This window comes from Ureibacillus sp. FSL K6-2830 (assembly GCF_038004145.1).
Classification (GTDB): domain Bacteria; phylum Bacillota; class Bacilli; order Bacillales_A; family Planococcaceae; genus Ureibacillus; species Ureibacillus thermosphaericus.
Genome location: NZ_JBBOQR010000001.1, coordinates 1,143,228 through 1,156,191 on the forward strand (window position 1 = coordinate 1,143,228; position 12,964 = coordinate 1,156,191).

A 12,964-nucleotide genomic window follows, 5' to 3' on the forward strand; every position below is an offset into this window, starting at 1 on the left:
GAGATCTAATAATTGCCAACTCCTGAAAAATCATCGCCATTCGAAAAAATTACGTCCACTCAAGATTCGATAACCAATAAAAAAAACCGAGCAATTTCCTACATTGCTCGGCTCACTTTCCTTTACTTTTGCTCTACTACTTTCCCATATAATTCTGGACGGCGGTCGTCATATACCGGAATTCGTGTGCGAACTTCATCCACTTTTGAGAAATCTACGTCAATTACCGCCAACTCCTCACCTTCTGCACCAGTCCATAACACTTCACCCCAAGGTTCAATCACCATTGACTGTCCATTAAAGTTTTCCGGTTTGCGGGAAATTCGATTTACTGCCACAACAAAACATTGATTTTCAATGGCACGGGCTTGCAAAAGTGTTTTCCAATGATCAATTCTTGGTGTCGGCCATTGAGCAGCAACGAACAACACTTTTGCTCCCGCTAATGCATGGGCGCGAAGCCATTCAGGGAAACGGATATCATAGCAAATCACCGCCGCTGCCGGAAGATCTCCCAAATCAAAGCGGTTCATGGATTCGCCAGCTTCTAAATATTTTTCTTCATCCATTAATCTAAATAAATGAACTTTACTATATTCACTCAATAATTCCCCATCTCGATTCACGACATACATCGTGTTATAAAATTTGCCATTTTCTTTTGTCGCTACAGAACCACCGATAATATGTATTCCTAGCTCACTGGCAAGGTGTTGAAGAAAAGCTTTTGTGCGGTTGCCATTTTCATCTGCTAACTCCTTTAATTTTTCAAGAGCATATCCTGTATTCCACATTTCAGGCAATACCACAATGTCGGCACCCTTACTTGCCGCTTCCCGAATCAATTGTTCCGCCCGCTCGTAGTTTTCCTCCACTTTCCCAAACCCGACATTCATTTGAATGCAACCAATTTTCATCTTGAATCCCCCTAGACAATTATTCAAGAAAATAATAATATTCCTACATATCTACTTATAATTATAAACTGGTATTTTCTTAAAATACAGAATGACAGATTTTGAGAATTCAATCAAGTTGTACATTCACCAACTAAATCAATAAGAAAAGAGGATGCACATGGAATTATCCTATAAACTCCAAAAACTTCCTACTCAATTTTTCGCTTCCCTTGTGCAAAAAGTGAATAAAGCGATTGCTGAAGGACGGGATGTGATCAATCTAGGACAGGGAAATCCAGACCTCCCAACACCTACTCACATTGTCAAGGCGCTTCAAGAAGCAGCAGCCGACCCTGCTACTCATAAATATTCCCTTTTCAGTGGCATCCCAGAATTAAAACAAGCCGTAAGCAACTTTTACAAAAGGGAATACAACGTAGACATCGATCCAAATGAAGAAGTGGCCATTTTAGGTGGTGCAAAAGTCGGTTTGGTCGAGCTTCCGTTGTGCGTGTTAAACCCTGGCGACTATATGCTGCTACCGGATCCAGGCTATCCGGACTATTTATCCGGTCCGGTGTTGGCGGATGTTCATTTTGATACAATGCCATTGCTTGAGGAAAATGATTTTCTCCCGGATTATAACACTTTACCTGATGAAGTGAAGAAACGGGCAAAATTGATGTATTTGAACTATCCAAACAATCCAACGGGCGCCACTGCCACTTTAGAGTTCTTCAATAAAACGGTGCAATTTGCAAAAGAACATGTTATTACCGTTGTTCACGATTTCGCATACGGAGCACTTGGATTCGACGGGGAGAAACCAGTGAGCTTCCTGCAAGCGGAAGGCGCAAAAGAAATCGGTGTTGAATTTTACACTTTATCCAAAACCTATAACATGGCTGGCTGGCGCGTTGCTTTTGCGGTGGGTAACCGCGACATCATTGAAGCCATCAACTTGTTGCAAGACCATCTGTTTTGCAGCCTCTTCCCTGCCGTACAGCGGGCAGCCGCATATGCCTTAAACGGCGACCAATCATGTGTGGAAGAACTGAGAAGCATTTACGAATCCCGTCGCAATGTGCTGGTGGAAGAAGCCCGTCGGATCGGATGGAACGTAAAAGCCCCAAAAGGCTCCTTCTTCGCATGGTTGCCGGTTCCGGAAGGGTTTACGAGCCAAGAATTTTCCGATTACCTATTGGATAAGGCGGATGTGGCAGTCGCAAGCGGCAACGGATTCGGCGAGCACGGCGAAGGCTATATCCGGGTGGGGCTGCTTGTGGAAGAAGAGAGGCTCCGAGAAGCCATCCGCCGCATTGAAGCATTAAGATTTTTCCAAAAAGATATAGCAAAAGTTCAAAAATGATATCGATCCCCTTCCCTTTTTTAAGAGAAGGGGGTAAATTTTTACCCTCTCTGCCAGCCCTGCATCTCCAAAGATTCCCTCGACTGAATCTTCAATTGACAAAAAATTCAGAAATAAGATTGATTTTCATATGATTTTTCGCTTACGATAGATATACAAATATTGACTATTCCACAGCAAAGGGTGATAACATGACTGCCAAATATACAATTGCAGTTAAAGAAGGAATTCTCCATGCAAAGAAACTTGCTCGAAGCAAACAAAACTATCAGCTGGATATTCCTCATCTATGGACCGCTTTATTACAGCCCAACAACTTTGCCTATAACTTTTATCAAGAATTTAATATGAATATGAACGAGCTTATTCAACTAGTAAATAAAGAAGTAGATAAAATCCCCTCTTTAGCCGGTACGAATATGGCTTATGGAGAAAAAGAAAGCCAACGACTAAAAAGGCTGTTTAAACAAGCGGAAATCGAAGCGGAACGGCTACGAGATCGCTTTATTTCTGTTGAGCATTTAATGATTGCTTTGTTTGAACAAGATTTTAATCCTATTACAAAATATTTAACCGAACATCATGTAACGAAAGAATCCATATATGAAAAATTACATCAAACTCGAAACGGACAAACGGTCACATCCGACAATCAGGAGACGCTATACGACGCATTGAACAAATATGCAGTCAATTTGAATCAAAGATATGTAGATGGAAAAGTTGACCGAATCGTTGGAAGGGAAAAGGAAATCAATGATATTATCCGCATTTTAACAAGAAAAAATAAAAATAATGCGATTTTAATAGGCAGCCCTGGGGTTGGAAAAACCGCCATCGTTGAAGGGTTGGTTCAAAAAATTGTGAACAAAGATGTTCCAAATAATTTGCTCGATAAAGTCGTCTATAGTCTAGATATGGGCTCCCTTCTTGCTGGGGCTAAATATCGCGGGGAATTTGAAGAAAAATTAAAAGCCGTATTAAATGAAGTGAAACAATCAAATAATCAAGTCATCCTCTTCATTGATGAAATTCATACGATCGTCGGTGCGGGACGAACAGAAGGCTCCATGGATGCAGGAAATATATTAAAACCGATGCTTGCCCGAGGTGAACTTCGCTGTATTGGAGCAACCACACAAGATGAATATCGGGAATATATCGAAAAAGATAAAGCGTTGGAGCGCCGTTTCCAACGTGTGATCGTCAATGAACCGTCGATTGAAGCAACCATTGAAATTTTGCAAGGCATTAAAGAAGACTATGAATTATATCACGAAACCTTTATCACTGATGAAGCCATCGAAGCTGCTGTTAAACTTTCAAAACGCTACATCACCGACCGGTATTTGCCGGATAAAGCCATTGACTTGATGGATGAAGCCAGCGCAGTCAAACGGATTTCCTTAAATGAAGTCCCCCACTCCATCAAAAAAATCAACGAACAAATTTTGCAAGCAAAAATCGCCCTTTATAAGCATGAGTTGGAACCCGACCCGGCATTTGAGAAGTATGCCATTGAACAGAAGCTAAAAATTATTGAAAACGAAAAAGAAAAAATGGAAAGACAATGGGCAAAAGAGCTGGAAATACTCCATTTTACGCAACGGGAAAAAAGAAATTTGGTAAGATTGCATAAGTTATATGAAAAAGCGGTAAAGAATAATGAAGTCGGCCAAATCGTTCAATTGGAAACCTACGATATTCCTGCATCTGAAAAGAGACTAAAAGAGCTCGAACAACAATGGAGTGTAATAAAAGAAAGTAAAACCTTCATCGATAATGTAGTGACCGCTGAAGATATCGAGCGCGTCGTGGAGAGACTAACCGGAATTAAAATTACAGGTGTCATGAAAAATGAACGGGAACGACTATTAAATTTGGAGAACGAAATACACAAATACATTGTGGGACAAGATGAAGCGGTGAAAAAAGTAACTCATGCCGTCTTGCGTTCAAGGGCTGGAATTAAAAACCCAAATAAACCAACCGGCTCCTTCCTTTTTCTTGGACCTACAGGTGTCGGCAAGACGAAACTGGCGAAAGTACTGGCAAAAGTGTTGTTTGGTACAGAGCTGGATATGGTACGGCTGGACATGTCAGAGTATATGGAAAAACATGCAGTCGCAAAACTCATTGGTCCTCCGCCAGGATACGCTGGCTATGACGAAGGGGGCCACTTGACGGAAGCGGTCCGGCATCGTCTCCATTCCATCATCGTTCTCGATGAAATCGAAAAAGCACATCCGGATGTTTTCAACATTCTATTACAAGTGCTCGATGAAGGAAGACTTACGGACTCCCAAGGTAGAACGGTGGACTTTAAAAATACAATTTTAATTATGACAAGCAATATCGGATCGAAACTACTATTGGATTCGATAGAAAAATATAATGTTATTACATCTGAAGCAAGACAAGCGGTCATTAACGAATTGCGCTCCCATTTCAAGCCGGAATTTTTAAACCGGATTGATGAAACCATCATTTTCAACCCATTGGTGAAAGAACAAATGGTGGCAATTGCCGAAATCATGATGAAAGAACTCAATGAACGATTAAAAGAAAACAAATTAATTTTGCACACAACTTCGGAAGTTATACAATGGATTGCGGAGAATGGCTACGACCAAATTAATGGCGCACGGCCAATTCAGCGGTTTATCGTCCAACATATTGAAACACCACTGGCTCGGGATATTATCGCCAATCAAATTGAAGAAAATGTCCGTATTACTATTTCCATCAAAAATAATGAACCGGTTTTTCTTTACGAACCGATATAATTTCAACTTTCAAGTAGGAGGTTGTCCAGAAAGTCGAACACTTTCTGAACAGCCTTACTTCTTATAGTAATATTCTCTTAAAAACTTTGCTCCTGCGTTGGTCACATCAAACGCGCCTCCTCGTCGCAATTTATCTGCGGCTAAGCTTGTGCGACAGCCGCAATTTATCTGCGGCGAAAGCGATAGCGACAGCCGCAATTTATCTGCGGCGAAAGCGATAGCGACAGCCGCAATTTATCTGCGGCGAAAGCGATAGCGACAGCCGCAATTTATCTGCGGCGAAAGCGATAGCGACAGCCGCAATTTATCTGCGGCGAAAGCGATAGCGACAGCCGCAATTTATCTGCGGCGAAAGCGATAGCGACAGCCGCAATTTATCTGCGGCGAAAGCGATAGCGACAGCCGCAATTTATCTGCGGCGAAAGCGATAGCGACAGCCGCAATTTATCTGCGGCTAAGCATGTGCGACAGTCGCAAAGGGGGCGTCTCAAAATGACTTTTCAGACGCCCCCTTTCCTAAACTTCCATCCCATCAAATCTCAAAAATAGTTATTTTCCGCAATGAGGTTCCAATCATTCTCAAAAAATCTATAGACGGATATTTTAAAATCCGCTAAAATTAATTTACAATCATTTCATTATTCCGAAAATTCTAACTTTTGCAATTCATTCGAAAGAAAAGAAGGTGATTCCTTGAAAACTTATGATGTACTCATTATCGGAGCCGGACCCGGTGGATATGTTGCCGCAGAAGAAGCTGCACAGCTCGGTAATTCAGTCTGCGTGATTGAAAAAAATGCCATTGGTGGCTGCTGTCTCAACGTCGGTTGCATTCCTTCCAAAACTTATTTGCAATATAGCCACTGGTTGTCCGCTGTTCATGCTCTTAATGCAAACGGTTTATCAGTTACAGTGAATCAAATTGATTTCCCCTCCGTTGTGAAAAGAAAAAACAAGATTATCTCCACCTTACAATCCGGTATTCACGTGACGTTTAAAAAGAATGGTATCCAATATATTACAGGTGAAGCAAAATACGTAGAAGGAAAAATTTTCGAAGTGAACGGAGAGCGATACTACGGAAAAAATGTGTTACTTGCCATGGGCGGTTCCCCCTTCGTCCCAAACATCCCAGGATTAAGCGATGTAGATTATTTAACGACGAACACCTTTTTTGACATGGAAACATTGCCTAATCAATTGACCATCATCGGCGGCGGGGTAATCGGTGTTGAATTGGCCTATGCCATGAAAAGATTCGGCGCCGATGTCACGATTATCGAAGCCGCACCGGACATATTGTTGACGGTTGATTCGGAAGCCCGTTCCATTGTGAAAGAAAAGCTTCAGAGGATGGGTATAAAAATCATTACGAAGGCTTCCGTCCAAAAAGTGAAAAAAGGATGCGTCCTTCTTTCCAGTGAAGAAATTCCTTTTGATCAACTGCTGGTGGCAACAGGCAGAAAACAAAACTTGGAAATCCCGTTAGCAATGGGACTTGAATTGGATGAAAGAAAACATTTTGTCAAAGTAAATGAATATTATGAAACAAGCATGAAACATGTTTATGCCATTGGCGATTTAATTGGCGGTTATACATTGGCACATGCAGCCAGTGCGGAAGGCATAAAAGCTGTTCGTGCCATAAATGGAAAAAAAGAAAGGCCTGTATCTCCATACAGTATTCCTCGCCCGCTTTTCATCGAACCGGAAGTTGCTGAGTTTGGGATGAGCGAAGAAGAAGCAAGACAAAAAGGCTATGACGTAATCGTTGAAAAAATGCCTTTTTCATTTAATGGACGAGCCATTGCTGCCAATGAAACAGAAGGCTTTGTCAAAATCATATCCGAATCCAAATATCGGGAAATATTAGGTGCCGTTATTGTCGGCCCCAACGCAGCAGACTTAATTCACCAAATTCTAGCAGTTTATGAATCCGAAGGTACTGTTGATGAATTGGCAAACACAGTCTTCGCTCACCCTACTGTATCCGAGTTAATCCAAGAAACAGCAAAAAGAATTTATAAAACATCAATAAACTTAAGGAGGAATCAAGAATGACGCAAAAAGCAAAAGGCATGCCTAAATTGTTTGCGAGTGTTGATACGTTGGTGAAAGAATTGGTAGATTTAGAGATTCGTACAGCTACGGATACAGCAGAATTAACGAAAGATAAGGCAAAATCCATGTATAAATCAATGGAGGATATCCGCAATTTTGAAGAAAATGTAAAACGTTTCTTTGCTGCCGGAGAAATTCCAGGGTTTGTACACTTATATGCTGGTGAGGAAGCAATTGCTGTAGGTGTTTGTGCTCACCTATCCGATGAAGATTACATTACAAGTACCCACCGGGGACATGGCCACTGTATCGCGAAAGGCGGCGATTTAAAAGGAATGATGGCTGAAATCTTTGGCAAAGCCACAGGACTTTGCAAAGGTAAAGGCGGTTCCATGCACATTGCCGACATGGATAAAGGAATTTTAGGCGCCAACGGAATGGTTGGAGGCGGTTTCGGACTGGCAACAGGTGCGGCCATGCGCAACAAATATAAGAAAACTGACCGGGTTGCCGTTTGCTTCTTCGGTGATGGTGCAGCTAATGAAGGTGTATTCCATGAATGTTTGAACATGGCATCCATTTGGAAGTTGCCTGTGATTTTTGTATGTGAGAATAACCTTTTCGCAGAATCCACTCCACAATGGTATTCTTCCGCTTCCCGCACAATCGCGGAAAGAGCTGCCGCCTACAATATGCCTGGTGTTCGGGTGAACGGAAAAGATGTTGTCGCCGTATATGAAGTAGCTGGCGAAGCCATTGAACGCGCACGCAGAGGTGAAGGACCAACGTTAATTGAATGTGTCACTTACCGGAACCACGGACACTTTGAAGGTGACGAACAAAGTTACAAAGCGCCTAGTGGAGAAGAAAGAGAATGGGCAGAAGTGGATCCGCTTGAAGTATTCCGTCAATTCGCTATTGAAAACGGCTTGTTGACTGAAGAAGAATTGGATCAATTGAGAGAAAAATCCGTTCGCGATATTGAAGAGGCGATTGAATTCACGAAAGAAAGTCCAGAACCATCACCTGAATCACTCTATCAAGATGTTTTTGCGGACTAATCTAAAAAACTTGGAAAGGAGTTATAGAGAATGACTAGAGAAATTTTATTCATGAATGCAATCAATGAAGCGCTTGATCAAGCAATGGCAAAAGATGAAAACATCATTTTATTAGGTGAAGATATTGCAGGCGGAGCGGAAGTCCAACATTTGGAAGAGGCCAACGAAGATGCTTGGGGCGGTGTAATGGGCGTAACCCGCGGCCTTGCGCCAAAATACGGCCGTGAACGAGTCATCGATACGCCACTTTCCGAAATGGGTTATATGGCTGCGGCTGTAGGTATGGCTGTTACTGGTTTGCGTCCTGTAGCTGAGCTGATGTTTAACGACTTTATCGGCTTTTGCTTTGACTCCATCATCGGACAAGGTTCAAAAATGCGCTACATGTTCGGGGGAAAAGCGAAAGTCCCAATGACAGTGCGCACAATGCACGGTGCAGGGGTGAACGCAGCAGCTCAACACTCCGGCTCCTACTACGGTTTATTCGGTTCAATTCCTGGCGTCAAAGTCGTTGTCCCTGCAACACCATATGATGCAAAAGGTCTTCTCCTCTCCGCTATTGAAGATGATAACCTTGTCATCTTTTCGGAAGATAAAACATTGTACGGAATGAAAGGCGAAGTACCGGAAGAATATTACACAATCCCAATTGGCAAAGCTGCCATCAAACGTGAAGGTAAAGACTTGACAATTGTTACCATTGGAAAAATGTTGTACGTCGGCTTAGAAGTTGCAGACATTTTAGAAAAGGACAATATCTCAGTCGAAGTCATTGACTTGCGCACTGTTGCACCATGGGATGAAGAAACAGTACTGGAGTCTGTGAAGAAAACAGGCCGCTTAATTATCATCGATGAATCCAATCCGCACAACAACACGGCAACTGATATCGCTTCAGTTGTAGCAGACAAAGCCTTTGATTATTTAGATGGACCGATCAAATGCGTATGCGCGCCAAACACACCTGTTCCGTTTGCTGCTAATCTTGAAAAATTATATATCCCAGATGCTAATAAAGTATTGACAGTAGCGACAGAAATTATCGATGACTTGAGAGTTAAATAGAGAGGGGTGATTCATTATGGCTACGGAAATATTGATGCCTAAGCTAGGCTTGACGATGACAGAGGGTACAGTGGAACATTGGTTTGTAAATGAAGGGGATGAAGTTCATGCAGGTGATGCAGTGGCGGAAATCAGTTCAGAGAAATTGACCGGTGAAGTCGTTGCACCAGAGTCCGGTACAATCATTAAAATTGTCGCTCAAGCAGGAGATGTCGTGCCAAGTAAGGCGCCCATCGCGTATATCGGAAAACCTGGTGAACAGATCGGCTCCCCTTCTCCATCATTAAGTGTAGAAGAACCGAAAAAAGCAGAAACAGCAAAAGCAGTTTCAACCGCAAAAACGGAGATGATAGAAAAAGAAGCTGGAGAACGAATCTTTATTACGCCGGTTGCCCGTAAAATGGCAAATGAACTTGGCATTGATATTCATAACGTAATAGGTACTGGCGGTAATGGACGCATTACTCGATTAGATATATTAAGATATCAAGCTTCCATGGAACAAGCAGCTCCTTCAATAGAAAATGCACCATCCACACAATCAGTTTCCTATGGTGCTGGACTATCCGGAATGCGCAAAACCATTGCTCAACGGATGATGCGCAGTGTTCAGACAACCGCTCAAGTAACAAACCATAGAAAAGTGGATATTACGGAATTAATGAAATTCCGTGAAGAAATAAAAACAAAAGTAAAAGAACCGCTCACAAATGGCGAGTTAAGCATCAATACCCTATTAACAAAAGCGGTAGTTTTGGCCTTAAAAGATACGCCGGATATGAATGCTTGGTATCATAACGGCGAATATATCCGCGTAGATGAAGTGCATATTGGAATGGCAACGGCAATCGAAGAAGGTTTAGTCGTTCCTGTTATTAAAAATGCGCATCTCATGTCCTTATCCCAACTCGGTGCAGCTATTCAAAAAGTAACAACAGAAGCACGACAAGGTTCGCTTGATGGAAGCCTCTATAGCGGGTCAACCTTTACGATTACCAACTTAGGCGGCTATGAAATCGAATACTTCACACCAATTTTGAATACACCGGAAGTAGGTATTTTAGGTGTGGGGGCCATCCAAAAAGAACTGGCACTAGAAGATGGCCAAGTTGTAGAAAAATTAAAATTGCCTCTCAGTTTAACATACGATCATCAAATTATAGATGGTGCACCTGCTTCTGAGTTTTTAAGTAAAATTGCTGATTATTTGCAAGACCCTTATCGTTTGCTTTTATAAAAAATAAAAGGAGTGGTTCATTCACTCCCCTGCCTCTTTATATATAAGGATTCCTAAAGAGATTTACACTCTTCACCCAATTCTTTAACCCTTGGTTTCTCACAAGAGAAATCCAAGGGTTTTAAGTAGATCGTTAAAACAAATGCGCAGATTGTGTTTTCCATTTTGATAGATTCGTTGATAAGTCAATAATTTCACGCATTTCTTTTTCGGCCTCTGCATACAGTTTTGCGTAGTTTGTTGCATGTTGAATTGCATTCCGATATTCTTTTGAAATCTCTTGAATCTTCTCTTCTGCTTCTTCTGTTAGTTTACAATGTTTTACAATATCAACAATCTGATCACCGGCTCTTCCATCTTCAGGGAAGTATTCATGGGGAGCGGTACTATCAAAAATACAAAGCTTTAATTCTGGTAAAATAACCATGTCAATCGATTTTGAATCTAGTCCACACCATACTTTTTGTACATCAAATCCCCGTTTTAGCGCATCTTGAGTTAGTTTTTTTAACATGCTGGATTTGCCTGTTCCCGGTAGCCCTTTAATAAAGTATCTTCTTTCTAAATTTCGCGTAATATTTTGCAAATAATCTCTTGCCCCATTTGGCGTAAGCGTTCCGAATAATCGATGAGTTAACACCCCTTTTTTATTAAGAAGCATGCCATCAAAAATTTGATCAAACAGTTCATCCCGATGTTGTTCAAGCCCCTTCCAATCCATATGAGACTGCGTCTGTTTTTCCCACTCATCATGTATTTCAATGGCGGATTGGAGCGAAGCAAAACATTTATTATGCCATTTATTTATTTCTTCAGAAAGCTCCTTTATTCGTTGACCATGCTTTTTAAGTGATGCCTCATCTAAACATTCATAAAAGGAAATAATTTGATCGCGAGTACCCAGGTGAGTCGGTTCAATAGAAGGAGTGGAACTTTTGAGGAATAACGTATGGATGTCTTTAATGAATACTGCTTGAATTGTATTTTCAAAAAGAGGGTCATAGAAAAATTCAATATCATGGCCTTTGTTTACATAATGATAGCCAATTTCTTTCAATAAATTGGATACATTAAATCCAAAAATTCCTTTTAAAAAGTAGACTTTATCGGCTTCCTTGATAATCTCTTGATACAGATTTTTCATTCCTTGCCCGGTCATCGCCTGCCCGAAAAACTTCGTAATGGAACCTTTCAAATGATCATCCTTTCTTATTGGAATGCCAGGCACCTCTAATTAGATTTTGCAAATTCAATCCTTTACACTTAGATTACGCCTAGTTCACGCCCCACTTTTTCGTAGATTGCAAGTGCTTTATCTAGCATTGCTTTTGAATGTCCTGCTGTAGGCATATTGCGAATACGCCCTGTTCCCCTAGGCACTGTAGGATACACAATCGCTTTCGCATAAACACCTTCTTCCAGTAGACGCTTGGAAAACCGTTGCGTCAGTTTTTCTTCTCCAATGATGCACGGAGTAATCGGCGTTTCCGAATTTCCAATATCAAATCCAAGCTGTTTTAATCCTTCTTTGAAATAATTTCCATTCTCCCATAATTTCTCTGTTAGTTCATTTGAATCCATTAACATATTTATCGCCGCAATGATAGCCGCTACATCACCTGGAGGCACTGCCGTTGAAAATAGAAACGGACGGGAGCGCACTTTCAGCCAATCGATTAACTTCCTTTTTCCTGCCACATATCCTCCGACAACGCCAATCGCTTTTGATAATGTACCAATTTGGAAATCAATGTCTTTCTCTAACCCAAAATGTTTTACCGTACCTCTTCCTTTTCCAGTGACCCCTGAACCGTGAGCATCATCGACATAAGTGATGAGATCAAATTCCTTTGCGATTTCCACAATATCCGGAAGCTTCGCCAAGTCCCCATCCATTGAAAACACGCCATCTGTGATGACCATGATTTTTTGATAACGTCCGCACTCTACAGCTTCCTTTGCTTTTTTCCGCAAATCATCCATATCAGAATGAGTATATGCAACAATATGTGCTTTTGATAATCGGCACCCATCTATGATGGAAGCGTGATTCAATTGATCCGATAAAATGCAATCATCTTTTCTCATGACAGCTGAAATGGCGGCCATATTGCAATTGAACCCAGATTGATAGCTAATTGCCGCTTCTGTTCCTTTAAATTCTGCTATCTTTGCTTCCAATTGATCATGTAAATCTAGCGTTCCATTAATTGTGCGAACCGCTCCTGCTCCAACTCCATATTGATCGATAGCGCGTTTCGCCACTTCCTTTAATTCTTGATTCGTTGCTAATCCTAAATAATTATTGGAAGATAAATTAATTAACCGCTTACCATTGATTTGGATTTCAGGACCATTTGCCCCTTCCACCACATCAATTTCGTTGTATAACCCTTGGCTTTTCAATTGCTGTAAGTGTTCTTCAAGAAAAGAATCTAAAGCTTTCGCCAATTTTGCACCTCCAGACCAGGTTTCTAGAAACAATA

Annotated in this window: 9 protein-coding genes; 6 read left to right on the forward strand and 3 right to left on the reverse strand. The window is 41.4% G+C overall.

Features of this window, described 5'->3' with window-relative positions; translation table 11 throughout:
- Window positions 1–122: 122 nt before the first annotated feature.
- Window positions 123–917, reverse strand: a complete 795-nt coding sequence (locus NSU17_RS05585) for a carbon-nitrogen family hydrolase (RefSeq protein WP_340704525.1) — start codon at window positions 915–917, stop codon at window positions 123–125.
- A 160-nt stretch (window positions 918–1,077) separates the two neighbouring features.
- Between NSU17_RS05585 and NSU17_RS05590 the strand changes: the two genes are divergently transcribed.
- The 6 genes from NSU17_RS05590 to NSU17_RS05615 all read left to right on the forward strand — a co-directional run bounded on the left by NSU17_RS05590 (window position 1,078) and on the right by NSU17_RS05615 (window position 10,478).
- Entirely contained in the window at window positions 1,078–2,268 is a 1,191-nt protein-coding gene (locus tag NSU17_RS05590) for a pyridoxal phosphate-dependent aminotransferase (protein WP_340704526.1), read from the forward strand.
- A gap of 191 nt (window positions 2,269–2,459) precedes the next feature.
- Window positions 2,460–5,054, forward strand: a complete 2,595-nt coding sequence (locus tag NSU17_RS05595; protein ID WP_340704527.1) for an ATP-dependent Clp protease ATP-binding subunit — start codon at window positions 2,460–2,462, stop codon at window positions 5,052–5,054.
- 693 nt (window positions 5,055–5,747) lie between these two features.
- Complete coding sequence (gene lpdA, locus NSU17_RS05600; protein ID WP_340704528.1) at window positions 5,748–7,115, forward strand: dihydrolipoyl dehydrogenase; 1,368 nt, start codon at window positions 5,748–5,750, stop codon at window positions 7,113–7,115.
- A gap of 125 nt (window positions 7,116–7,240) precedes the next feature.
- Window positions 7,241–8,176, forward strand: a complete 936-nt coding sequence (locus tag NSU17_RS05605; protein WP_197722759.1) for a thiamine pyrophosphate-dependent dehydrogenase E1 component subunit alpha — start codon at window positions 7,241–7,243, stop codon at window positions 8,174–8,176.
- Window positions 8,177–8,206: 30 nt separating this feature from the next.
- Complete coding sequence (locus NSU17_RS05610) at window positions 8,207–9,241, forward strand: alpha-ketoacid dehydrogenase subunit beta (protein ID WP_340704529.1); 1,035 nt, start codon at window positions 8,207–8,209, stop codon at window positions 9,239–9,241.
- Window positions 9,242–9,257: 16 nt separating this feature from the next.
- The gene (locus NSU17_RS05615; protein ID WP_340704530.1) at window positions 9,258–10,478 is read left to right on the forward strand and encodes a dihydrolipoamide acetyltransferase family protein; all 1,221 of its coding nucleotides are present in this window, start codon (window positions 9,258–9,260) and stop codon (window positions 10,476–10,478) included.
- A 133-nt stretch (window positions 10,479–10,611) separates the two neighbouring features.
- On the opposite strand, the gene NSU17_RS05620 is transcribed toward NSU17_RS05615, so the two are convergent.
- Both NSU17_RS05620 and NSU17_RS05625 read right to left on the reverse strand, forming a co-directional pair.
- Window positions 10,612–11,673, reverse strand: a complete 1,062-nt coding sequence (locus NSU17_RS05620; RefSeq protein ID WP_340704531.1) for a nucleotide kinase — start codon at window positions 11,671–11,673, stop codon at window positions 10,612–10,614.
- Between the two features lie 68 nt (window positions 11,674–11,741).
- The gene (locus tag NSU17_RS05625) at window positions 11,742–12,929 is read right to left on the reverse strand and encodes a glycine C-acetyltransferase (RefSeq protein ID WP_340704532.1); all 1,188 of its coding nucleotides are present in this window, start codon (window positions 12,927–12,929) and stop codon (window positions 11,742–11,744) included.
- Between the last annotated feature and the right edge of the window lie 35 nt (window positions 12,930–12,964).